General features: G+C 36.0%; 23 protein-coding genes and 1 riboswitch. Of the genes, 18 read left to right on the plus strand and 5 right to left on the minus strand.

The window, feature by feature from the left end:
• The first annotated feature begins 429 nt into the window (after nt 1-429).
• Nucleotides 430-531: riboswitch (TPP riboswitch) on the plus strand.
• A gap of 240 nt (nt 532-771) precedes the next feature.
• From JDW14_00710 to JDW14_00720, 3 genes are read left to right on the plus strand one after another with little or no spacing between them, the layout of a single operon-like run.
• On the plus strand, nt 772-1,512 hold the full coding sequence (locus JDW14_00710) for an ABC transporter permease (protein ID QQD66459.1): 741 nt from the start codon (nt 772-774) through the stop codon (nt 1,510-1,512).
• A 29-nt stretch (nt 1,513-1,541) separates the two neighbouring features.
• Nucleotides 1,542-2,519: an ABC transporter substrate-binding protein gene (locus tag JDW14_00715; protein QQD65685.1), complete on the plus strand. Its 978-nt coding sequence runs from the start codon at nt 1,542-1,544 to the stop codon at nt 2,517-2,519.
• A 20-nt stretch (nt 2,520-2,539) separates the two neighbouring features.
• The gene (locus JDW14_00720; protein ID QQD65686.1) at nt 2,540-3,292 is read left to right on the plus strand and encodes an ABC transporter ATP-binding protein; all 753 of its coding nucleotides are present in this window, start codon (nt 2,540-2,542) and stop codon (nt 3,290-3,292) included.
• Between the two features lie 51 nt (nt 3,293-3,343).
• Here the strand turns inward: JDW14_00720 and JDW14_00725 are convergent, their stop codons facing one another.
• Nucleotides 3,344-4,207, minus strand: a complete 864-nt coding sequence (locus JDW14_00725; protein ID QQD65687.1) for a hypothetical protein — start codon at nt 4,205-4,207, stop codon at nt 3,344-3,346.
• A 122-nt stretch (nt 4,208-4,329) separates the two neighbouring features.
• On the opposite strand from JDW14_00725, the gene JDW14_00730 reads away from it, so the two are divergent.
• Together JDW14_00730 and JDW14_00735 are read left to right on the plus strand one after the other, a co-directional pair.
• Nucleotides 4,330-4,473: a hypothetical protein gene (locus JDW14_00730; protein QQD65688.1), complete on the plus strand. Its 144-nt coding sequence runs from the start codon at nt 4,330-4,332 to the stop codon at nt 4,471-4,473.
• A complete protein-coding gene (locus tag JDW14_00735) occupies nt 4,470-6,038 on the plus strand; it encodes an ABC transporter ATP-binding protein (GenBank protein QQD65689.1) in 1,569 nt (522 codons plus the stop codon). The genes JDW14_00730 and JDW14_00735 overlap by 4 nt, the downstream gene beginning before the upstream one ends.
• A gap of 249 nt (nt 6,039-6,287) precedes the next feature.
• Here the strand turns inward: JDW14_00735 and JDW14_00740 are convergent, their stop codons facing one another.
• The 4 genes from JDW14_00740 to JDW14_00755 all read right to left on the minus strand — a co-directional run bounded on the left by JDW14_00740 (nt 6,288) and on the right by JDW14_00755 (nt 10,588).
• Nucleotides 6,288-7,589, minus strand: coding sequence for a DUF2130 domain-containing protein (locus JDW14_00740; protein ID QQD65690.1), 1,302 nt, complete (start codon nt 7,587-7,589; stop codon nt 6,288-6,290).
• Between the two features lie 175 nt (nt 7,590-7,764).
• Nucleotides 7,765-8,301 carry a biotin transporter BioY gene (locus JDW14_00745; GenBank protein QQD65691.1) on the minus strand — a complete coding sequence of 179 codons (537 nt, stop codon included), beginning with the start codon at nt 8,299-8,301 and terminating at the stop codon, nt 7,765-7,767.
• 32 nt (nt 8,302-8,333) lie between these two features.
• Nucleotides 8,334-9,338: a biotin--[acetyl-CoA-carboxylase] ligase gene (locus JDW14_00750; protein QQD65692.1), complete on the minus strand. Its 1,005-nt coding sequence runs from the start codon at nt 9,336-9,338 to the stop codon at nt 8,334-8,336.
• Nucleotides 9,339-9,496: 158 nt separating this feature from the next.
• A complete protein-coding gene (locus tag JDW14_00755) occupies nt 9,497-10,588 on the minus strand; it encodes an aminopeptidase P family protein (protein ID QQD66460.1) in 1,092 nt (363 codons plus the stop codon).
• Between the two features lie 205 nt (nt 10,589-10,793).
• Here JDW14_00755 and JDW14_00760 point away from each other — a divergent pair, with 205 nt between their 5' ends.
• The 13 genes from JDW14_00760 (at nt 10,794) to JDW14_00820 (ending at nt 25,075) form a co-directional block, all read left to right on the plus strand.
• The gene (locus JDW14_00760) at nt 10,794-11,390 is read left to right on the plus strand and encodes a TVP38/TMEM64 family protein (protein ID QQD65693.1); all 597 of its coding nucleotides are present in this window, start codon (nt 10,794-10,796) and stop codon (nt 11,388-11,390) included.
• Nucleotides 11,391-11,414: 24 nt separating this feature from the next.
• Nucleotides 11,415-11,666: a membrane protein insertion efficiency factor YidD gene (gene yidD / locus JDW14_00765; protein ID QQD65694.1), complete on the plus strand. Its 252-nt coding sequence runs from the start codon at nt 11,415-11,417 to the stop codon at nt 11,664-11,666.
• 120 nt (nt 11,667-11,786) lie between these two features.
• A complete protein-coding gene (locus JDW14_00770) occupies nt 11,787-12,608 on the plus strand; it encodes a TIGR00159 family protein (GenBank protein QQD66461.1) in 822 nt (273 codons plus the stop codon).
• On the plus strand, nt 12,608-13,636 hold the full coding sequence (locus JDW14_00775; GenBank protein ID QQD65695.1) for a hypothetical protein: 1,029 nt from the start codon (nt 12,608-12,610) through the stop codon (nt 13,634-13,636). The genes JDW14_00770 and JDW14_00775 overlap by 1 nt, the downstream gene beginning before the upstream one ends.
• Before the next feature lie 25 nt (nt 13,637-13,661).
• Nucleotides 13,662-15,017 carry a phosphoglucosamine mutase gene (locus JDW14_00780; GenBank protein ID QQD65696.1) on the plus strand — a complete coding sequence of 452 codons (1,356 nt, stop codon included), beginning with the start codon at nt 13,662-13,664 and terminating at the stop codon, nt 15,015-15,017.
• Between the two features lie 139 nt (nt 15,018-15,156).
• Nucleotides 15,157-16,023, plus strand: a complete 867-nt coding sequence (locus JDW14_00785) for a methyltransferase domain-containing protein (GenBank protein QQD65697.1) — start codon at nt 15,157-15,159, stop codon at nt 16,021-16,023.
• A gap of 256 nt (nt 16,024-16,279) precedes the next feature.
• On the plus strand, nt 16,280-16,873 hold the full coding sequence (lepB, locus tag JDW14_00790) for a signal peptidase I (GenBank protein QQD65698.1): 594 nt from the start codon (nt 16,280-16,282) through the stop codon (nt 16,871-16,873).
• A 583-nt stretch (nt 16,874-17,456) separates the two neighbouring features.
• Nucleotides 17,457-18,896, plus strand: a complete 1,440-nt coding sequence (locus JDW14_00795) for a proline--tRNA ligase (GenBank protein QQD65699.1) — start codon at nt 17,457-17,459, stop codon at nt 18,894-18,896.
• Nucleotides 18,897-19,065: 169 nt separating this feature from the next.
• Nucleotides 19,066-20,460 (plus strand): HlyC/CorC family transporter, encoded by a 1,395-nt coding sequence (locus JDW14_00800; GenBank protein QQD65700.1) that lies wholly within the window; start codon nt 19,066-19,068, stop codon nt 20,458-20,460.
• A 360-nt stretch (nt 20,461-20,820) separates the two neighbouring features.
• The gene (locus JDW14_00805) at nt 20,821-22,212 is read left to right on the plus strand and encodes a sugar transferase (protein ID QQD65701.1); all 1,392 of its coding nucleotides are present in this window, start codon (nt 20,821-20,823) and stop codon (nt 22,210-22,212) included.
• Between the two features lie 121 nt (nt 22,213-22,333).
• The gene (locus JDW14_00810) at nt 22,334-23,290 is read left to right on the plus strand and encodes a hypothetical protein (protein ID QQD65702.1); all 957 of its coding nucleotides are present in this window, start codon (nt 22,334-22,336) and stop codon (nt 23,288-23,290) included.
• A 316-nt stretch (nt 23,291-23,606) separates the two neighbouring features.
• Nucleotides 23,607-24,302: a metal ABC transporter ATP-binding protein gene (locus JDW14_00815; GenBank protein ID QQD65703.1), complete on the plus strand. Its 696-nt coding sequence runs from the start codon at nt 23,607-23,609 to the stop codon at nt 24,300-24,302.
• Nucleotides 24,260-25,075 carry a metal ABC transporter permease gene (locus tag JDW14_00820; protein ID QQD65704.1) on the plus strand — a complete coding sequence of 272 codons (816 nt, stop codon included), beginning with the start codon at nt 24,260-24,262 and terminating at the stop codon, nt 25,073-25,075. Before JDW14_00815 ends, JDW14_00820 begins: the two co-directional genes overlap by 43 nt.
• Nucleotides 25,076-25,264: the final 189 nt, after the last annotated feature.

A 25,264-nucleotide genomic window follows, 5' to 3' on the forward strand; every position in this document is an offset into this window, starting at 1 on the left:
GTGATAAGATTGCTTTGCTATATATTTGTCGCCTAACCATACTAACGACGGTTAGGGGGTGAGTGCTATGCGTATGGAAGAGCTCTTCATACTTATCTTCATTCCATTACTTGTCAATGTGGTATCAAATATCCTTTCTGAATGGTTAATCAGAATGTTTGAAGATAAAGGCGACAAAAAATAACCTGAGTAATTAGCCTTGCCTAATTACAAAAAAGAGTAGATGATTGCCCTCATCTACTCTTTTTGCTATACGCAAAAGCTCTTCACACTTCTTGCACCTTTAATGTACCATAAGATATGTGAGGAGTCAAAAGAATTGTTTTCTTAGGGGATAAACTCAGTGATTTCTATTAATATAAATCCATGTGAAATAATTAGTTTGAATGTGAAAAGTAGACAACTTATTTAAAAATTGTTATACTGAAAGCAACACACAAGGGGTGCCATTGGCTGAGATGAGTGATATTACTTGAACCCTTATAACCTGATCGAGTTAGTACTTGCGTAGGAATGTGGTTTGTTTAAGTATATATAACAAAACAGATGACACCTATCTTGTGCACTTTTATGGGGTACAAGGTAGGTTTTTTGTGTGATTCTACAATCGAAAGAAGATGATGAATAGCAGAAGAATCATAAAAATATTAAAGATAGTGTGAGCTAGGGTGTTTTACGAAGTGGACGTTAAGGCAACCTAAGCGACACAGAATAGGAGTGTTTTAAGTGGATATCAATTCACACTGGAAAAAAATAATGCCAGCTATCGTAATGAGTATAGTATTGGTAGGATTATGGGAGTTTACACAAAAACAAGGTTGGTTGCCACGTTTTATTATTCCAGCTCCGTCTGAAATCGTACAAGTTTTTATACATGAATGGAGAACCTTATGGGATAACAGTTTAGTGACTCTTGCACAAGCATGGTTAGGATTACTGATAGGTATTGCATTAGCATTTTTATTAGCGTTTATTATGGATTTAGTGTCATGGCTCAATCGTGCTATTTATCCATTATTAATTATTTCGCAAACGATTCCGACCGTTGCGATTGCTCCGATATTAGTGCTAGCACTCGGATATGATATGACACCTAAAATTGTACTCGTTGTACTAACCACCTTATTTCCTATCGTTATCAGTTTACTGGACGGTTTTGCTCATGCTGATAAACAGGCGATTCAATTGTTAGAATTAATGGGTGCTAGTCGTTGGGCAATTTTATGGCATGTGAAATTGCCGGGAAGTATGACTTATTTTTTCAGTGGACTTCGAGTGAGTGTTTCCTATGCTTTTGTCAGTTCTGTTGTAGCAGAATGGTTAGGTGGTTTTGTTGGATTAGGTGTGTATATGATTCAATCCCGTAAGGCATTTTCCTATGATAAAATGTTCGCCGTCATTGTATTGATTTCATTATTAAGTTTATTTTTTATGAGCTTAGTAAGTGTTGTTGAACGCTGGTTATTACCATGGCAATATCAAGAGAAAAAACGTAGCGGAGTAATACGCTAAGTTGGATTACAGAAAGGAGAACCAACAAGATGAAAAAACGAGTAATATTACGAATGCTGCTGTTTAGTATTTTATTAAGTTTACTGACAGTTAATGTATCAGCAGCCTCAAAGGTTGATTTAATTTTAGATTGGGTTCCAAATACGAATCATACTGGTCTATATGTTGCGAAAGCGAAAGGCTATTTTGACGCAATTGGGGTTGATTTAGAAATTCGCCGACCACCAGAAGGAAGTACGACTGAATTAGTCGGATTGGGTCAAGCACAATTTGGGATTAGTTTTCAAGATTCGCTAGCACACCGTTTTGCGAAAGGCTTGCCTGTGACGGCAGTTGCAGCGATTTTAGAACATAATACTTCTGGTGTGATTGCGAATGAATCTACTAATATCAAGTCTCCAAAAGATATGGCTGGTTTTAAGTATGGGACATGGAATGACCCAACCGAATTAGCGATGTTAAAATATATTATCGAATTAGACGGTGGCGATTATAGTAAAATGGAACTTGTTCCGAATCAAGCTGATAATTCAGTAGTTGGTTTGGCGAATAATCAATTTGATGCGGCATGGATTTATTATGCATGGGACGGAATTATGGCAGAACATCAAAAAGTGCCAACCAATTTCTTCTTTTTCAAAGATTATGCTAAAGAATTAGACTTCTATTCTCCAGTTATTATTGCGAACAATGATTATTTAAGTAAGCAACCAGAGCAAGCGAAAGCCATTCTTCAAGCCATTAAAAAAGGGTATCAATATGCAGCAGAACACCCAGAAGAAGCTGCAGATATTTTGATTCAAGCAGCTCCAGAATTAAAAGACCAGCGTGATTTTGTTGTAGCCTCTCAAAAATGGATTGCTGCTCATTATGCTGATGATGTGAGTAAATGGGGTGTGATTGACAAAACTCGTTGGGATAGCTTTTATCAATGGTTAGTAGACCATGAATTAGTTGATAAAACTTTATTGGACGGCACGTATTTTGATAATTCATTTATTCAATAATCATTAATAGGGGGGGACATATGTTAAAGGTAGAAGCTGTTAGCTATGCATATGACAATCATGATGTGTTAGCAGATATCAATTTAAGTGTTGAGAAAGGTCAAACAGTCGCTATTTTAGGTAGAAGTGGGGTAGGGAAAACTACCTTATTCAATTTGATTGCAGGGCATTTATCACTTCAGACTGGACATATTTCAATTGAGGGGCAAACAGCTATCAAAGGTAAAGTGAGTTACATGCTACAAAAAGATATGTTATTACCCCATAAATCAGTGGTTGAAAATATTATGTTGCCTTTGTTACTGCAACATGTTCCTAAAAAAGTAGCATACCAGCAGTCTGTTGAGTTACTAAAGCAATTTGCTTTAGAGAAATGGACGGATTATTATCCGAGTGCACTCAGTGGTGGAATGCGTCAAAGGATTGCTTTTTTACGCACAGCTACTTTTAAACGAGATTGGGTGTTGCTCGATGAAGCTTTTAGTGCATTAGATGCAGTCACTCGGCGTGAAATGCATCGGTGGTTTATCACTTATCGCCAAGTGATGAACTGGTCGACACTGCTGATTACGCATGATGTGGAAGAAGCACTATTACTTGCAGATAAAGTTTATGTATTAAATGGACAGCCTGGTCGTATCACGACAGAGTTGACGGTTACAGGTGAGCGAGATAAGTTTGAAGAAGTCGTTTTTCAGCCCGAATTTTTAGAACAAAAACGGATTCTTCTTCAAGCGTTAGATAATAATGTGTACACAAAAAGTCCGGTCTAAGCCGGACTTTTTTGGTGGTTAAAGTTCTGTTGTCTAATTTTGTTTCGAAAATTAAACAAGCAGTTCTGCGATGTTTTTTGAAAATAAGTCGTGTAAATCAAGGCAGTTTGCTAAGCGAAAGATTGATAAGGAATCTTCTATTAATTGATTTCCTACAGCGATATTGATATTGAATTTCTTTAAAAAAGCACCTTTGTACAGACGTAATAAAGTATTTTCAAACAACATCACTTCAGGTAGTTCCAAAGACTCTAAACTCGTAACAAAATATTGAGCACTTTCTCTGTAATTATTTTCGATACACAAACTAAGTGAATTTAAAATGACATTGAAACCAATTTCTAACATTTTTCCTGAGTCTTTCATCAACAATATTTTTTGTGGAACGGATTTCGAAAATGAGATGACAGATTCTAAAGGCAAAGCTTCCATACTATTGCCATATAGGATAAGTTCATAGAGTCCCCAGTTTTCACATCTAAATAAATAATCTAAAATATAATCCAATTCTTGAGAATTTAATTTATAATCAGAGTTTCCCATACCGTATAAGACAGCTTTAATCATGATGATATTTAACTGATTGTATTTATCGCCATGTGCTGAGTAGGCTTTACGTTCCATATCTAATAACAGAACTAATTTTTTCGTGTTGCCTGATAAGGCACTTGCTTGGATAGTTGACAATATTTCTTCAAAACCGTCGGCTTTATATTGATTTTTTAGAAAGAAAAATTCATTGGGTGATACTTTAATTTTTTCGAGCAAGTGAAAAAAACGAGTAATGCTAATATCTGAATCACCACGTTCAAATTTAGATAGCATTCCCTTTGATATTTGGTCATCTGCTAAAGAAGAAAGACTAATATTTTTACTTTCTCTAATGATGCGAAAATACAATCCTAAGTTATCCACCAAAGTCACTCCGTTTCATATAGTAATCATTTTTCTCATTGTATTATTTTAACGGTATATTAGCAATATCCACTGCGTGATATGTATGAACGAATGGAGAATGAATATGAGGAGGATTTACAATGTATAAATTAATAAAAGCACTAATTAGAAAATTGGAACAATTTGAACAGTTAAGCAATCAAGAACAGGTGAATCAATTCATCAAGCTGAAAAAGAGATTTCCGCAAATAAGTGTATGGATTGGAAAGGAGGAAATTAAATGATGCGAGTATTCATAAAACGTTACCGAAAACAGAATATCTGTGTTTTATTTCTAACCTTTGTGATGACATTAATACAAACTATTTCAGCAGTTATTCACACTATTTCTACGGATTCCTTGATACAAGGTGATGTGAAACGCTTTGTCGGTTGGAATTTAATCAGCTTAATGATGTGGGGGCTACTTTTTATCATTAATTATTTTGCGTCTGCCTATGAGGAAAAAGTCATTCAGTTAATTAGTAGTGATATTAGGGAGCATATTGTCAATAAGCTGGCAATCACATCGTTTCAAAATGTTAAAATGAATAATGACGGTACATATATATCTTGGCTAAATAATGATATTCAACAGATAGAGATGAATGGAATCAGACAATATTATGCTTTATGGGGGAATGTATTTTCAGTGGGATTATCAATTGTGGCACTTGTTTCCTATCATTATTCATTGGTGCTCGCGACATTTTTATTAATGGGACTTATGATGAAGTTTCCGTCATTGTTTGAGCAAAAAATGAATCGTTCGACAGAACACTTAGCTGCTGCGAATGAAACCTTTTTATCAAAGATTCAAGATATGATTTCTGGTTATGATATTTTTTATAGTTTTAATATTTTTACTCATATGAAACGTAATATTCAAAAGGCATCTTATAGCTTGATGAATGAGAAAGTCCAATATGTTAAAACAACAAAGTATGCTGAGGGATTTATTGGGTTTGTTAATATCTTTAGTCAAGTTGGTATTGTAACAGTAACTGGTATACTAGCTTTTTTTAATGTTGTAACACTCGGTGCGTTAAGTTCTACGGGTAGTTTAGCATCGGCAATATTTAATAGTGTGTCGCAAGGTAGTCAAAATCTCATGATGTTTAAAACAGTAGAAGTCTACTTTGATAAATATCAAGAATTTGAGCCTAAGCAAGCGGAGAATAATCGAGAAATTTCCTTTACAACAGCCATTGAACTTAAGAATATTCATTATGCGATTGCGGGGAAAACAATTCTTAAGGATATAAACTTTACGTTTGAAAAAGGTAAAAAGTATGTGGTATTAGGGGATAGCGGTTCAGGAAAATCAACGTTGTTAAATATTATTTCAGGGCGAATCCATGATTTTGACGGAAGTATTTTAGTAGATAATAGACGTATTGCAGATGCAAAAAATTTGCGTAATATCATCGGCTATATAGCACAACAACCACATATTTTTAATGCCACATTAAATCATAATATTTCATTGTGGCGTCATCTTGATTTAGGTGTTATCAATACGATAGCGTCTAAATTGCAACTCGATTCATTCGCAACATTGGATATGATGATTGAAGAAAACGGCAAGAATTTGTCAGATGGGCAGAAACAACGTATTGCATTTGCAAGAATGCTGCTTAATCAGCATAAAGTTTATTTGTTAGATGAAAGTACAGCAAATTTAGATAAAGAATCAGCGATTATGATTGAAAATATATTGTTGAATGATAAAGATGCGACGGTCATTATGGTGACACATCATTTGTATGAAGAAAATAAAGATAAATTTGATGATGTATTGTATTTATAATGGGTAGGTGATAACTTAAATAGCCTGTTTTCGATTTAATTTGAAAACAGGCTGTTGATAAAGTTCGTCTATTTATAAAGTATCGCCATAGATTTCTCGGTTTGACTGTCAATATTAGTGAAAGGTAAGGCTTTTTCCAGTTTATTCGCCATGTTGAATTTGATGATTAATTTTTGATTGGTTTCATCGTAATGTGTTTTCGCTGAGTGAACTTTGCCAATGGAATTAGTACCTAAAAATTAAACAAAATCATTTTTCCAACGCATCAAATTTGGCTTTCATGGTAGGGTTATTACGAGTTAATTTTTTAACCGTTAAATCTTCGGCTTTATTATTGGCTAAACGCAAATTATTTTCAGAAGATAACAGGGCTTGTTTTGTTTTCTCTAGATGAGAAATGGTTTTGTCGATTTCATCAATAGCAGTTTTAAACTTACGGCTGGCTAATTCATAATTTTTGGCAAATGCTTGTTTAAACACATTTAAGTCATCTTCAAAATTAGCGATGTCAATATTTTGTTCACGCATTAAAGCAATTTCTTGTTTGTATTGCAATGAATTAAGGGCAGCATTGCGTAATAAGGTAATCATCGGAATAAAAAATTGTGGGCGGATAACGTACATTTTTTCATATTCATACGATACATCGACGATACCACCATTATATAATTCGCTATCGGATTCGAGTAGGCTGACTAAGATTGCGTATTCGCATTTCTTTTCACGACGGTCTTTATCGAGTTCTTTAAAGAAGTGTTCGTTTTTCTTCTTCGTTGCCGTTTCATCGCCCTCGTTTTTCATTTCAAACATGATGGAGATGATTTCAGTCCCTTGCTCATCAAATTCACGATAAATGTAGTCACCTTTACTACCGGATTTCGCATCATTATCTTTACCGAATATAGCTTTTGGAAAGGCAGTAGCTCGTAAACGATTAAATTCGATTTCACAATGTTGTTCTAAACTTTCACCAATCATTTTGGTTGATTGTTTTGCTTTGAAATCTTTATAAAAGGCAATGGTTTCGTCCTTTTGTTTGAGTTGCAATTCATATTTTTCTTTTAAGTTATTTTGTTCTAAAGCAACTTCTTTCTCGTGTAATTGTAGTTGAGCCGTCAATGCGTCAATTTGCTTATCTTTTTGCGACTGCATTTCGAATAAGGTTAATTGATTTTGTTGACTGATTTGTTGCACTTGATGTTCTAGTTGTTGCAATTGTTGGTCTTTTGCATGGAGTTGTTTGGCATATTCCTGTTCTAATTGTTGCTTTATTTCAGTGATTGCTTGGCTATTTTTTTGCTTTTCTAATTCCAATGTATGTGTTAGCTCATTAAATTCTTGTTGTTGTTGGGCAAGTTTTTGTTGAAATTGTGTATTTAATTGTTCTTCTTTTAGTGCGATAGTTTGTTGATGTGTTTGTTCAATCTGAGTTAGGCGTTGGTGGATTTCTAAATCAAATTCTTGCGTCCTTACTTGACTGACAATCGCTGCATAATGTGTTTTATCAATTTGAAATGTTTCGCCACAATGTGGACATTTAATTGCGTGCATAATGATAACTCCTTTTATGGTTTGCATGAGCAGTTATAATGTTCGCTTTAGTAATAAGCTCTGTTTGCAAGGGGCATATCTTCAGTTTTTCCTGTCCCTATTTACTAAAAGTAGTGTAACACAAAAGTGCTTCAATGCGTAAAAAAACACCCTCCATTCCAAAGGGTGTTGTCATTTATATTTTTCGTTGTAAATAAGGATAGACACGTTGCGTAATCAAAATAGCAATAATAATTTTAAGGAAGTCGCCTAATAAAAAGGGAGTAAGCCCAATTGCTAGAATGTCACTAGCAGATTTTCCTAAATTCATTACATGATTGAGTACATAAGCTAAGTATGGCACTCCAATCGCATAGATGACGATGCTCGCTAATAGACTGTATAAAAATAAGGCTTTGTGATTTTGACGTGAGATTGATTTAAGTCCGATACTCATCAGTAAAGTTGCTGGAATAAAACTGATTGAAAAGCCTAGTGTTGGTAACAATGGGCCGGATTTAAAGCCAGCAAAGACTGGTAAGCCAACAATACCTAGTAATACATAACTAATCGTAATAATCGCTGCTTGTTTTGGAGTAGCTAGCATTCCAATGAGTAGTACCACTAAGGTTTGCAGTGTAATTGGAACTGGCCACATTGGGATAGAGAGTTGAGAACCAACAATGAGTAGGGCTAGTAATAGGGCAGTTAATGTGATTTCTTTTGTTTTCATATTAAGACTCCTTTTTTGTTCGTTTGGATTGCCTATGTTCTGTTTGTAAATTGTTTACTATCAAAATGTATTTCTTGACCTAGTAAAGTTTGAATATCACCATTATCAGTTTCGACAATGAGATGACCGTATTCATTGATGCCTTTAATCGTGCCATAGTGACTGCTTTGTTGTTGCTGATAATGAATGCGTTGATTGATACCAAGTAAATGTTGTTGATAAAAGGTTAAATAATCACGAGTATCGACTTGTTGATGATACTGTAAAAATAATTGTAAAAAGCGTTCGAGTAATTGAATATAATTAAAATTTTCTGGCAATGAGTTGCCAAATAGTGTACCGGCTACTTGTTGTGTGGCTGCATCTGCTTGACTAAAATCACCGGCTAAATTTAATCCAATTCCGATAATAATTCCATTTACTTGTCCAGATTCCATATCCATAATCGACTCACATAAAATGCCACCGACTTTACGATAATTAAAAAATAAGTCATTGACCCACTTAATTTGTATCGGCTGATTGAGAAATGGCGATAGGGATTGTCCCATAGCACTAGCACTCAATAGAGTGTACAGTGGAATGTCTTGTATCACTTTCGTATTGGGCTTAATGACGAGAGATATATACAAACCATGTTCAATTGATGAATGGAATTGACGTCCATGACGACCACGCCCTTTTGTTTGTTCGGTTGCGACAATCAGTGCTGGTTGATTGGGGTGCTGACCTAAATGTATTTTTGCTAAATCATTGGTAGAAGTGACTTGGTCATACAGTTGAATGTTTAATTCCGGCCAAATCGCTTGTAGTGAATAGGTCAGTTGAGCTTGGTTTAATGTGTTTGGTAAATGCGTTAAAGCATAACCACGTTTATGAAATTGTTCGATAGGATACCCTTGATTTTTTAACTCTTTCATTGCTTTCCAAACTGTATTGCGTGAAACATGTAATTGGTCAGCGATATATTGTCCAGAAATCGCATTAGGAAAGGCATTGAGTAGATACGATAATACGTTTTGTGTGGTAGATGACATCTTTGGCTCCTTTTGCTGAATGATTATAGTGCTAACAATATAAGGGAATTAGGTTTTTGTCAACCATATATCTTTAAAAGGTGACGCAAAACAAGTGAAAAATAAGTGGGACTGGGTACTATAGAATTTGTGCTCAGTCCCTTATTTTTTCACTATGATTATTTAGGAGAAATAATATGTAAATCTTTTGGTGCTTCATTGAGAACACGACAACCGTCTTCCGTCACTACGACTAAGTCTTCAATACGCACACCTAGTTTCCCTGGTAAATAAATGCCCGGTTCAATTGAAAAGACATTACCGACTTTGACTGTATCTTGGTTAAATGGGCCAACATCACTTGGCTCATGGACTTCGATACCGATACTATGACCAGTGCGATGTGTAAAGTATGGGCCGTATCCAGCTGCTTCAATGACATCACGTGCTGCTTTATCAATAGACGCAAAAGTGACACCAGGTTTGACTTGGGCAATTGCTGCTAGGTTAGCTGCTAATACAGTTTGATATACTTTTTTAGCTTCGTCAGACGGTTCTCCGTAAAATACCGTACGAGTCATGTCGCTAGCATAACCACCATAAAAACTTCCAATATCAATAATCACACTGTCACCGAGTTTAGGAGTATCTTCATTGGTGATGTGATGTGGGTCAGCCCCATTTGCTCCATAGGCAATAATTGGGTCAAATGAAAAACCGTCACACTCATGTTGCCGATATAATGTTGCGAGTTCGCCGACCATTGTAGCTTCTGATAATCCCATTGGCACTTTTTCGATAATGGCTGTCATTACTTGGTCATTACGATGTGATGCTTCAAGCATCGTTTCAATTTCTTCAGCTGATTTAACACCACGCAATCCGTCACTGACGGGACTACCATTTGTAAAGGTAGCTTGTGGTTTCAGTGCGATGAGTTCTAATAGGAAACGACTTGGCCAATCTTTATCGATACCAATATGTGCGTTAGCTGCGATTGATTCTGCTAAAGGTATCAATGCTGGTTCTCCGTCATAATGATAAATAACTTTTGTATTTTCCGGCAGAGAAACAGGTTCTGGGAATAAGCGATTCAAGTATAAATAAAAGTCGCCTTGAGCTGTTACGTGCAAAACATAGAAACGTTCTCCTGGGTGTAAATTTTCATATCCAGTTAAATAAAAAATGGTTGTCGGATTACTGATAATTAAATCTGACAATTTTTGTCGATTTAACTCTTCAATGAGTGAGGAAATACGTGTATAATGAATCATAAGCATTCTCCTTAATGTAAACTGTTACTATTATTATAGTAGAATGATTAGAAAAAAGAAACTAAGAACATAATACATGGGTAAGGGGGATTCCTTAACGAATCGCTCAATGCAAAAACGAATGATAGCAAGAAAAGTACATCAGTATTTTAATCAATTTGTCCAAAAATAAACCTTAATTAAAGGAGTGTTTATAGTAGGTATGTCATTACAAAAAAAGCGATTAATTATTCGTATCACGACAATTTTAGGTATTATCTTAGCTCTGGTAGGTTCGTATTTTATTGCTAAATCGAGTTATTTTAAGCCAGCTGGTGGGTTTTATACCTTATTAATTAAACTAGGACCATGGGCACCTATAATCTTTATTTGTTTACAAATTTCTCAAATTATCTATCCTATTATTCCATTTGGTTTGACGAATGTGATTGGAAATTTAGTGTTCGGTACTGGTTGGGGATTTGTATTTAACTGTATTGGAATGCTAATCGGTTCAAGTATTAATTTTTATTTAGGTCGACGATATGGGGAGCATGTCATCAAGGCATTTATTTCAGATGAACAATTTGATAAATATGTGCAAAAAATGAATGATAGTCGTGCATTTGAAAAATTATTGGCAATCGGCTTCATCTTGCCAGTTTTCCCAGATGATTTATTCTGTATGTTTTCAGGTATGTCTAATCTAACCTTTAAAAAGTTTTTCAGGTTGGTGGTGCTATATCGTCCGGTATCGCTCTTCGTCTTTACTTATGCGTGGGCAGCGATTATTCAATATATCGCAAGTTTTATTTCGTAATTAGGTGAGAAAGAGGGCATTCATTTGAAAAAAGTCATTCAAGGTTCTGTGCATTTGTATCAGAAATATATTTCACCGGCATTACCACCGTCATGTCGGTATTATCCGTCTTGCTCAAATTATATGTTAGAGGCAGTAGAAAAACATGGGGCATTAAAAGGTGGTGTCATGGGAGTGGCGAGAATTTGTCGCTGCCACCCATTTGTAACTGGAGGTCGTGATGAAGTGCCGGATTATTTTACTTTGAGGCGAAATCCGAATCAAAGAGATAAATAGATTTGTAGCTAAAGTATCGGAGAGCGAAAACATTCCAAGCGTTTTGCGAAGTGGACGTCAAGCCAACCCGAACGAACCAGAATAGGAGGCGGAACATTGATCGATTGGATAGTCCAATATATGGGAGATCAAACATTAGCAAAAGTTTTAGATATACTCATTGTATGGTTTATTATTTATCAAATATTATTATGGGCACGTGGCACACGTGTCATGAACCTATTAAAAGGAGTGGCATTGATTTTCATTGCACGAGCATTGAGTTCGATGCTTGGTTTACAGACAATAGACTGGTTGTTAAATCAGGTAATTTCATGGGGTGTCGTAGCAGCGATTGTCTTATTCCAACCGGAAATTCGTAAAGCCTTAGAAAATTTAGGACGGAATTTGTTTCGTAATCGTAAAAACAATCAAAATCCGAGCGATAAGTTAATATCTGATATTGAAAAATCAGTTCAATATATGTCAAGACGTAAAATTGGAGCATTAATTTCTATTGAATCCGAAGATAGTTTGGAAGAGTTCGTTAAAACAGGTATTCCAATGGATTCATATGTTAGTAATCAATTATTGATTAATATATTCATTCCGAATACGCCTTTGCATGACGGAGCGGTGATTATTTCGGATTATCGCATTGCGTCGGCATCTAGTTATTTGCCATTATCAGAAAGCACCTTAATTCCTAAAGAATTAGGGACACGTCATCGAGCTGCGATTGGATTAAGTGAAGTCACCGATGCTTTGACGGTCATTGTATCGGAAGAAACAGGTGCGATTTCACTCGTTAAACGTGGACATTTACATCGTGATTTATCAGCTGCTGAGTTAGACGAGTTATTGCATCAGTATTTAACTTCTGAAACGCAGGAGCAAGAAAAATCAATTAAGCAATTAGTAAAAGATTTCTTTTCTAGCACAATGCAAAAGGGGGAATCGTGATGAAAAAAAGTCCTTTTGATAATATTTGGATAATGCGAGCTGTATCACTGTTTTTTGCGTTGTTATTATTTGCATCAGTTGCTAATGAAAATGGACATTCTCGAGCACTACAAAAGGCGAATAATTCGGCAAGTGTTGAAACAAGTGTTACAATATCCAATGTGCCAGTTGCACTAGGTAAACATGAAGAAGGGACATTTGTGAGTGGTATGCCGGAAACGGTATCGGTACGCTTAACAGGACCTAAAAATATTATCAATCAAATATCAGCTGAAAATCTGACGGTGACAACCGAATCAATTGTTGGCATGAAAACAGGTGTCAAAGCAATCCGTTTTGTTGTGAATGGTTTACCAAAAAGTGTGGAATATAAGGTAACACCTGATTTGTTTTATGGAACGATTTCGGTTAAAGAAACGGTGAGTCGTGAAATTGAGTATGAGGTTGCTGATAATGCGATTGCTGAGGGTTATGAAGTGACTAATGTGAAATTATCAGCACAAGAAGTCACATTGACTGGTGACCAAGATGAAATTGCCAAAGTGGCACGAGTGGTGATGATTATCAATTCACATACACCGCAAACATCGAATTTTACTAAACGTTATCGACTGCAAGTGCTTGATGAAACAGGGAAGTTATTAGATGTGAATATTTCACAACCAGAAATCGAAGCGACAGTGGAAGTAAAACCAAAAACACAAATGGTGCCATTACGCATTGTTTCAACAGGGCAACGCTCTGATTTGGTTTATCAATATGATTTTACTGAGCAATCGGTGGCTATTCTGCAAGACAGTAACATCGCTGCATTAGATGTGTATGTAGATGTTAGTGAATTGATACAGTCAGGAAAAGTGATAGGATATGTTGACCAAACGAATGGTGTGACAAATCCAACAACGATTGAAGTCAATGTAACGGTAACACCGATTGAGTCAAGTAATAATACTGAGGAAACGACTATATCAACAGTATCGACAGAAGAAATAACAACTGAAACGAATGAAGAAACAACTCAAAATTAATGTGTATGAGGATAAAGGAGATAAAATGGGTAAATATTTTGAAACAGACGGTGTACGTGGGGTAGCTAATACCGAATTGACACCAGAATTAGCATTTAAATTAGGTCGTTGTGGAGGACATGTGTTACGTCAACACGCACCAGAAATTGAGCATCCACGTGTGTTGGTAGGTCGTGACACTCGTATTTCAGGACAAATGCTTGAGAGTGCTTTGATTGCAGGATTATTATCTGTGGGTATCGAAGTAATGCAATTAGGTGTGATTTCAACACCAGCTGTTGCTTATTTAACACGCACGCAAGGTGCAGTTGCCGGAGTAATGATTAGTGCATCTCATAACCCAGCTCAAGACAATGGAATTAAATTTTTTGGAGCTGACGGATTCAAATTATCTGATGACCAAGAATTAGAAATCGAAGCCTTATTAGATGCACCAGAAGATAAGTTGCCACGTCCAAGTAGTCATGGATTAGGTACAGTTGAAGAATTTAATGAGGGTGCGATTAAATACATTCAGTATCTTCAAACAACTATTTCAGGTGACTTATCAGGAATCTCTGTCTGCTTAGATGCTGCACATGGTGCAACAAGTCCATTAATCAATCAATTGTTTGCAGACTTAGAAACTGATTTTTACACAATGGGCGACCGTCCAGACGGTGTGAATATCAATGACCATGTTGGGTCAACGCACCCAGAAGCACTACAAGAATTTGTAAAAGAAAAAGGTGCTATGGTAGGTCTAGCATTTGACGGTGACGGTGACCGTTTAATCGCAGTAGATGAAAATGGTGAAATCGTTGACGGCGATAAAATTATGTTCATTTGTGGGAAACATTTAAAATCGAAAGGTCGTTTAGCAGAAGATACGATTGTATCAACTGTTATGAGTAATATTGGTTTCCACAAAGCTGTTGAAGAAAATGGAATGGTCGCATTGAAAACGGCAGTTGGTGACCGTTATGTCGTAGAAGAAATGCGTCGTGGCAATTACACATTAGGTGGCGAACAATCTGGACACATTGTCTTCTTAAATTTGAACACGACTGGTGACGGCTTGCTTTCAGCGATTCAATTATTGGCTGTTATGAAAGAAACAGGTAAATCATTATCTGAATTAGCTGCTGAAGTGGAAATTTTCCCACAATTATTGGTGAACATTCGTGTGCGTGATAAGCATACTGTTATGGACGAGCCAGAAGTAAAAGCTGTTATTGAAGAAGTAGAGGCAGAAATGAATGGTGACGGACGCATTTTAGTACGTCCAAGTGGAACAGAACCATTATTGCGTGTTATGGCAGAAGCGTCAACAGACGAAAAAGTACATCGTTATGTACATACAATTGCTGATGTTATCCGTCGTGTGCGTGGATTAGAATAGAACAAAGGCTGGGTAGAAGTTTGAAATTTAGACTCAGCTTTAAACAATCTATAATCTCAAAAATACATTGCTATTTTTGGGGTTATTTTTTATTATGAACATAGGAGTAAAGATAAAGATGCAATGAATGGAGAGCAACATGAAACAATCGAAGAAAGAATTAACACAACAATGGTTGGAGAATCATCATGCAGAAAAATGGTTGCGTTGCATTCATTGTGGAGCACCACTTCAACTAGAGCAGTATGCACTGGTTTGTCAAAATGGACATCGCTTTGACGGAGCAAAGCAAGGGTACTATTATTTAACGACCAAACAATTAATCGCTACAAAATATGACCAAGCACTCTTTGATGCAAGACGCTATGTGATTATGCAAACACCATTTTATCGTGCGTTGCATACTTTTCTAGTTGATTACGTTAACCAACATCAACCGACACTAGTGTTAGATGCTGGAAGTGGTGAGGGTAGTCATTTGTCCTATATAGAAGATAAGGCGGAATATGTATTGACAGCTATCGGTATTGATTTATCAAAAGACGGCATACAGTTAGCGACTGCTTATAATGGGAAACAATTATCTTTAGTTGGCGATTTGGCACATATGCCGATAGGTGATAGCCAAGTTGATTTGATGTTATCTATTTTGTCGCCAGCTAATTATCAAGAATTTAATCGTCTATTATCTCCTAGGGGCATGGTATTAAAAGTTGTTCCTAATTCGGATTATTTAATTGAAATTCGTCAGGCTTTACAACCGTATCATGAAAGTCCTATGGAAATGTATGACAATACACAAGTGATTGAAGTATTTCAAAAAGCCTATCCAAAATGTCAAAGTGTGCGTGTGCGTGACCATGTTCCGCTGGATAAGAAAGCAAAGCAAATGTTAGTGGCGATGACACCACTTGCGTGGCAATTATCTGATGAAGAAAGACAATTAGTTGTAGAAGCATTACCGGATAAAACTACGCTTGATGTGAGTGTATTGATGAGTGAGTAGAGGAAAAGAATGTATGGATATATAGTGGCTAAGCTTTTTATATATAGATAATTGTATTAATATTTATCTACAAGGCTCACTAATCATTGCAATTTAAAAAGTGAAACGGTAGAATAAAAGTTATGAAAATGAATGACAAATGGATTGGGCTGAATGTCAGTGACAGTTTTATTGATGAGATGACTGTATTTACTTCACCGAGATGTTGAGTTCAATTTGAATTGTCCGATAAATTAATAGAAAAAGAGGATTCAACATGAACGCAAAAGCAATCATTCGTGAAATCATTAGTACCATTATTACCTTTATCGTAGTATTTGCTATCGTATGGGGAGTTCAAAAAACGATTGTACAGCCATTTAAAGTTGACGGTCATTCCATGGACTATACTCTACAACATGGTGAACGGTTATTTATGTGGAAATTAGCTGATATTGAACGTTTTGATGTGGTAATTTTAAAAGCACCGTCAGACCCAGAACATAAATTATACGTTAAGCGTGTTATCGGATTACCTGGAGATAACGTTGAAGTTAAGAATAATCAATTAGTGCTAAATGGCAAAGCAATGGACGAGCCTTATTTAGCTGCAAAGCAAGCAGAATATCCAGGGAACTTTACGAGTGATTTTAATTTGGAATCTATTACAGGTCAAGCAACTATCCCAGAGGGATATGTCTTTGTAATGGGAGATAATCGACAAAATTCATTGGACGGACGCAGTTTTGGATTGATTCCAATGGATTATGTTATCGGAGAAGCTGACGTAGTGATGTGGCCAATCAATAAAGTGGGCTTGTTAACTAAGTATAAGCTAAATGATGCTCAAGATGCGATAGTACAAAGATAATATAATGTATGAGCTTAAGATATTTTACGAAGTGGATTTCAGTTAACAAAGAAGTTAATCATAAAATCACGCTTGTGTTTTAAAAACGGAGTCGTTATAATAGTGACAGGTATAGATTAGTAACTTTTCAAGTGCATCGATAGAGAACGTTGTCTTAGGCTGGAAACAACGGGTGGACGGATTGGTGAACCTACTATAATGTAATCAGTTGGGTGGACTCCCTTATCAGTCATAAGTTGGTTTATCCATAGGGATAAGCAAATAAGGTGGTACCGCGGAGTAGCTGTTCTTCGTCCTTAATTTCTAAGGATGAAAAACAGCTATTTTTAATACATAGTGCGATAATGAGCGTTCTGAAATGAACCACTGGAGAAAGTCGTCGGCGTGCGAGAAATGCACAGAGAAGACTTTTGAAGTGGACGTCATTTCAGCTCATTGGAGCCGGAATAATACATAGTGCGAGCTAGGGTGTTCTGGCTTGAATCACTGGAGCAAAATACCGACGTGCGTGTAAACGCACAGAGGAATTTTGTGAAGTGGATGCCAAGCCAACCTAAACGAGCCAGAATAGGAGAGAAAACAAATGGTAACACGTCGTGAAGATTTTTCAAAATGGTATTTACAAACAATTCAACAAGCAAACTTAATGGATTATTCACCAGTACGTGGGTGTATGATTTTTAAACCTGACGGATATGAAATATGGGAACATATTCAAAAAGCAATGGATGCACGTTTCAAAGAAGAAGGTGTGCGTAATGCGTATTTCCCAATGTTAATTCCAGAATCATTTTTCCAAAAAGAAAAAGACCATGTGGAAGGGTTTAGTCCTGAATTACCATGGGTAACGGAAGCAGCAGGGGAACAATTAGAAGAACGTTTAGCATTGCGTCCTACATCTGAAACGATTATCGGTGATGCGTTCAGTAATTGGATTCAGTCATATCGTGACTTACCAATGGAAATTAATCAATGGGCAAATGTTTTCCGTTGGGAAAAACGTACAATGCCATTTTTACGCACATCAGAATTTTTATGGCAAGAAGGACATACAGCTCATGCCACAGCTGAAGAAGCAGTGAAACGTACAATGCGTATGTTAACAATTTATCGTGAAGTTGTGGAAGGAACTTTAGCAATTCCAGTATTTATGGGTGAAAAAACACTGTCAGAACGCTTTGCAGGGGCTGAACAAACATTTTCAATTGAAGCGATGATGCAAGACGGTAAAGCAGTTCAAGCTGGAACATCTCATTATATGGGTACACGCTTTGCTGAGGCTTTTAATATTAAGTTCTTAAATACAGACAATGAGCATGTACATGCCTTTACAACATCTTGGGGAACTTCTACTCGTTTAATTGGGTCGATGATTATGACACATAGTGATGATCAAGGTTTAGTCTTGCCACCAGCGGTTGCACCGACACAAGTTGTCTTTATTCCAGTTGGACCTTGGCAAAAACAACCAGCAATCATGGAGAAAATTACTGAACTAAATGTTGAATTGACTAAAGTTGGTATTCGTACTCAAATTGACGATACAGATAACCGTCCAGGTTTCAAATTTAATGAGTGGGAGTTGCGTGGAGTACCAGTACGAATCGAAGTTGGGCCACGTGATTTAGAAAATAATCAAGTGATGTTAAAAGCACGTGATACTGATGAAAAAGTAGCTGTATCACTTGATGATTTCACAGCAACGATTCAAGCAGAGTTACAAACGATGCAAGGACGCTTATTAGAAAAAGCACGTCAAATGAATCAAGCAAATATTTATACAAATATAAATACATTAGAAGAATTGAAAGCCCATATTGAAGCAAAACGTGAGGCTGGTGAAGTTCCAGGTTGGATTTTAGCAGGTTGGGACGGAACAGAAGAAAGTGAAGCGAAAATTAAAGAAGAAACAGGCTTTACAACTCGTAATATGCCATTTGCTGGGCAAGTTGAAGAAAAGACAACGTGTATTGTAACTGGAAAACCAGCGAAACATACAGTTTGGTTAGCACGTGCGTACTAATTAGGTAGGAGAAGTTGTCAATACCTTAGATTTAGAAATGTTGCATTTTAATAAAAAATATACTATGATATTTTCTATATTGAAAAGATTTATATTAATTGATGTGGCGAGTGTTGATTGCACGAGCCTATTCGGTTAATGTTATGGAATAAAAAGGAGTGTAAAAACCATGGACCCCTCGGGGAATTCGTTATTTAATCAAATTTTGATTATTATTGTGTTAACTGCTGTAAATGCTTTTTTTGCTGCGAGTGAAATGGCCTTTGTATCGGTGAATCGTAAACGTATTGCGACTTTAGCTGAAGAAGGTAATAAAAAAGCAGTCAAAGTATTACGTCTATTGGATAATTCGGAGGACTTTTTAGCGACCATTCAAGTTGCGATTACCTTGGCAGGATTCTTATCATCAGCTCAAGCAGCGACAAGTTTTGCGAGCTACTTTAAAAATTGGTTGCCTGCATTTCCAGGTGTAGAAACGGTAGCGATTTTTATTGTGACGATGATTCTGTCTTATATTACACTCGTATTTGGCGAGTTATATCCAAAACAAGTGGCACTTCAAATGCCTGAGAAGATTACTCTAGCAACAGCAGGGACTATACAGACGATACAAGTGGTATTTAAACCGTTCGTATCCTTATTATCTGCCTCAACTGGCTTATTGCGTAAAATTACCCCAATTGATTTTTCAGCACGTGATGAGAAATTTACACGTGAAGAGATGAAAGCTATCTTGGCTGAAAGTAGTTTAGAGGGAACAATTGATGCAGCTGAGTTAACGATGCTGGAAGGTGTCTTATCACTTGATTCTAAATTAGCACGTGAAGTAATGGTGCCGAGAACGGATACGGAAATGGTTGATATTGAAGATGATTATCAAGACATTTTAGAAGAATTATTAAATAGTCCGTTTTCACGTATTCCATTATATGAAGCGGAAAAAGATAATGTTATTGGTGTTATCCACATGAAAAATGTAATTAAAGCTGCACGTGAGCATGGGTTTGATAATATTGATTTTAGAGAAATTGCATCAGAACCTTTGTTTGTGCCGTCAACGATTTATATTGATGATTTATTAGTTGAATTTAAACGTGAACAAACTCATTTAGCGATTTTACGTGATGAATACGGTGGGGTTGAAGGGATTGTTACTTTAGAAGACTTATTAGAAGAAATCGTCGGTGATATCGAAGACGAAACAGACGTGGCTAGTTCAGGTGATATTCGTAAAATTGATGAGGAAAATTACTATATCAATGGTGGTTTGTCAGTTGAGAAATTCAACAATTATTTTGATGAATCATTAAGTGATGAAGAAGTTGATACTATCGCGGGTGCGATTATTTATGAAATTGGATACGTGCCTGATGATAATGAACGTGTAACGGTGCGTGCTAATGACTATGTGATGACAACCAGTCATGTTGAAAATGGTCGTATTCGTGGTGTCCATGTTCAAGTCGATAAGGAACACACCATTGAAACAGAATTTAACTTGTATGATGATGACACTAAGGCATACGTGCCAATTAAAGAAGTGTTAGAAGAATTAGCTGATTAAGCATAGCATTTTGAAATCAAAGTAAGGAGTCGATGAATCGGCTCCTATTTTGTTATCTAATATAATTGAATGGAATATCTCATTCCAAAGTCTTATTGTATTTTGATGAATAAAGGAATATGATTAAGCATAAGGCTGATGAGAAATATAGTAGTGTTTTTCCCACTGCATACGATAGTTGAAAATGGTAATCAGAGTAGATTCAGTTATCCAATGCTAGCCAAAACGAAGAATAATCGCTATAATGAATAATTATAACGCAAGAATAATTTGGATTTTTAGTGAGTTGGTAGTGATAGGTAGAAATACTAAAAGTGGATTTTCTGCGTTAAAGAGAACTATACCAGAGAGGAAATTAATGTGAATAATCGATATGAATGGAATACACTATTAAAACTGGGGGCAGTTGCCATTGGGTCTATTGTGACTTTAATGAGTATGTACCTATCGTTTGTAGTGACTTTTTCTGGAACGATTCCGAGTAAGGAATTTGTCGGATTGCATCAAAGTTGGCCATGGATTATTTTGGGCTTTATCGTCATCAATTTATTGTTTGGAACTTATATATTTTATAATAAATCGAAAACAGATATTTTATATTTTACACTTTTAAGTCAAATTGTCTTATCCGTCTATGTAATGGCATTGTCCTATGTTGCGAATTGGGAAACTATTTCACGTTCAGTTGTGTTATGGAATGTCGCAATTGGAACTGTCGTGATGTTCTGTTATAATACTGCGGTTTATTGGCTGTATCATCGTTTACGAGGGCAAAAGAAAATATTAGTCGTTGGCCAGCCGGATAGAGTATTAGAGGCAGTGCATAATTTTGAGTGTATGGGCAATAAGCGTCATACGGTAACTCATGTTATTTTAAATAATTATTATCATAATGTTAAAAAATGGTCGAAAGCTGTCGATATTGTCTACTTAACAGGATACATTGAAGAAAGTGAACGGCTTAAAATTTACGAGTTTTTAATGAAACAAAATAAAAAGTTGTTTATTAGTACGGAATTTGAAAACTTAATGATGGTGAATCCTAATATTATGAGTTTTGAAGATGAAAGTATTATTGAAGTTTCACCATTTAAAATTTCTGCTGAAGATGCTTTGATTAAACGTTTAGTTGATATTATGGTGGCACTTGTTTTAATCGTGATTACGTTACCGATTATGTTAGTAACGATGGTTGCGATAAAATTAGATTCACCTGGACCTATCTTTTATAAACAAGAACGAGTGACTATAGGACATCGGACGTTTAATATTTTAAAATTCCGTTCAATGAGTGCGACGGCTGAAAAAGATACAGGGCCAGTGTTAGCAGCATCAAATGATAGTCGTGTAACACGTGTAGGTAAGGTGATTCGTAGTTTACGAATTGATGAATTGCCACAATTGTTCAATGTGTTATTGGGCGATATGTCATTAGTTGGACCAAGGCCTGAAAGACCATTCTTTGTCAGTCAATTCCAAGAACAGAATCCATACTATGCCTTACGACACCATGTGCGTGCCGGTATTACAGGATATGCACAAGTCTACGGTAAGTACAGTACCGACTTTAATAATAAGCTGAATTTTGATTTGTTGTATATTAAAAACTATTCATTAGCCTTTGATTTAAAATTACTTTTTCAAACAGTGAAAATATTGTTCGACAAAGTGAGTTCAAGAGGTGTAGAAGAAACAGTTCTAGAAGAAGCTAAATGGCAGGATTATCGTGATAAAATGTTAATTATTGAATAAATTAAGTAAAACACGAATATTGACAAAATTTAATCATATAAAATTTATTGTTTCGTCATATTTTCAAGTGAAAAGTATGATATACTAAAGATGTAATTGAAAACTAGGAGGAGATTTACACATGAAAAATTGGAAGAAAAAATTAGTAGCCTTAACTGCAACAACATTATTAGCTGGTGGTCCTGCATTAAGCACGGTATCAGCACAAGAAAAATATGACCAAGCATTTTTTACTGAGTTAACGAAAGCAAATCAAGGGTATTCAGCTTTAAAATTTGACGGAACGATTAAAGTTTCTGCTCTTTCAGACGGACAATCAGCTGATTTAGGAATCCTTAAATATGACGGACAATTTAATGCAGAACCATTGTCTGCAGCTTTTAATGGTAGTGTCTCATCATTATTTTTAGGTAATCAAAATTTAAGTTTGACTGCTTATTTAAAGGATAATATTGCTTATGTACATACACCAACTCCAGAAACAGAAGAAAAGACTTGGTCTGCTGTTGATGTAGCAAGTCAAATCGAAGAAGTTAAACAACAATTTGAAGCACAAATGGCTCAATTTAATGCAGCTACTGAACAAAGTGCTGAAGCTAGTGCTAAATTTACAGATGTTAACGAAACGGATTCAGAGTATGTGTTATCATTGAAAAAAGATATTACGGCCGATGAATTATGGGAAGCTATTTCGACTTCTGTTGATTTTGAAAAAATTATGAATGAAGCGATTGCTCAAGCAGAAGCTCAAACAGGTGAGACATTGAGTGCTGAAGAACGTGCTCAAATTGAAAGTGTCTATTCAAAAGAAAGCTTAGAAAAATTCTTGAAATGGAATCCGGTTATTGAAGCGCACTATGATAAAACAACAAAATTGATGACATCAATGCACTTCAGTATCACGATTAATACAGAGGATATTGTGCCTGCGACAGGTGAAGAAACAGAGTCAACTTTACCAAGTATTATCAATGTTGTAATTGATATGAATTTCTCTGAGCATGGTGTTGAACAAGCGATTGACGTGCCAGAAGATGCGTTAGCAACTGAAGTACAACCAATGGAAACAGCAGAATAATCATTTTGTGATATAAGCACCTTTAGCTGCGGCTAAAAGTGCTTTTTTGCTTTTTAAAAGGGCATTTTCTTGACATTAGATAGTAAAAAACGTATTATGATATTTTGTAAAAGTAATGATTATCCTTATGGAGATGATATAGTGCGACAATGAGCGTTTTGAAATGAATCACTGGAGCAAAATACCGGCGTGCGTGAAAACGCACAGAGGGATTTTGTGAAGTGGATGTCATTTCAGCTCATTGGAGCCGGAATAACATGGTGTGACAATGAGCGTTCTGAAATGAACCATTGGAGCACGAGATAGGAGAAAGAGCATGCGATTATTAACAGTAAAGGATTTATCCTTTTACTATGACCGAGAAAAAGTACTGAATAATGTTAATTTTCATGTAGATGCTGGTGAATTTATTATTTTAACCGGTGAAAATGGTGCAGCCAAATCCACCTTAATTAAGAATATTTTAGGGCTATTAAAGCCAGCTACTGGAACGATTGAAATGGCAAAAACTAATGCTTTAGGAGAAAAATTATCGGTTGGATATGTGCCGCAAAATGTCACAGCTTTTAATGCTGGATTTCCATCAACTGTAAAGAGATTAGTCGAATCAGGGCGATACAGTAAAAAACGGTGGTTTAAAGCTCTAGACGATCATGATAAAGAACATGTGAATCGAGCATTGAGTGCAGTGGGCATGGCACATTTAATGGATAAAAAAATAGGTGAATTGTCTGGTGGGCAAAAGCAACGTATTAATATTGCACGAGTGTTTGCGACAGACCCTGATTTTTTTGTGTTAGATGAACCGACGACAGGAATGGATATTGCCTCAAGACGTTCGTTTTATGATTTATTGAAACATAGTTGTGAATATCATGGTAAAGCAATCTTAATGGTAACACATGCAGATATGGAGATTGAGGGCTATTATCATCGTGAAATCCGTTTAGTGAGAGAGGAGGGGTCACCATGGAGATGTTTCAGTATGAATTCATCCAAAGAGCATTCTTAGCCGGTGGTGCTATCTCGCTGATTACACCGATACTAGGGTTACTATTGATATTACGTCGTCAGTCGCTCTTGGCAGATACTTTAGCCCATATTTCCTTAGCTGGAGTGGCATTAGGTATGATATTACAAGTTAGTCCAACTTATTCTACATTAGTTGTAGTAGTGATTGCGTCGATTATTATTGAGTATTTGCGAATGGTGTATCGTGATTTTTCAGAAATTTCAGTGGCATTAATGACAGCAACAGGAATGGCAGTTGCTTTAGTTTTAGTGAGTTTGAATACGAATGCAGCGAATTTTCGGATTGAACAGTATTTATTTGGTTCAATTATTTTAATCACTGACCAAGAAGTGCGCTTGTTAATGTTATTAGCAGTCTTGATGTTAGTGCTATACATTGTGTTTAGACGGCCATTATACGTGTTGACTTTTGATGAGGCGACAGCTAAAACGGCTGGTTTACCGGTTAAAATGATGTCGATTATTTTCTCGGTAGTGACTGGTATAGCGATTAGTATTATGATGCCAATTGTAGGGAGTTTGTTGGTGTCTGCCTTAATCGTCATTCCGTCTGCAACGGCGATTAAAATATCGAATAGTTTCGCTAAAACAATTGTGATTGGAATATTCATCAATTTAGTGGGGATATTTTTAGGATTGACGATGTCATATCGTTTTGATACACCACCGGGTGCATCGATTACATTATGTTTTGTTATTATTTTTATCATCGTATCAGGAATTTCTCGCTTGAAAACGATGATACGGAAATAAAAGATTATTAGACTCTAATATTGGCTACGGGTAGTCGGTGTTAGAGTTTTTTGTTGTGCGGAGAATTCACTTTATTTTACAATATGTTTTTCTTTGTTGATAACCAAACCAATGTTCTGTATAATATAAATAGAAAGAGTTGAGCTAGAACTCGACTCTTGTGTAGAACCGTTTAAGACGGTGGCTACC

It is taken from the genome of Aerococcaceae bacterium zg-252 (genome assembly GCA_016237705.1).
GTDB lineage: Bacteria > Bacillota > Bacilli > Lactobacillales > Aerococcaceae > Globicatella > Globicatella yangjingiae.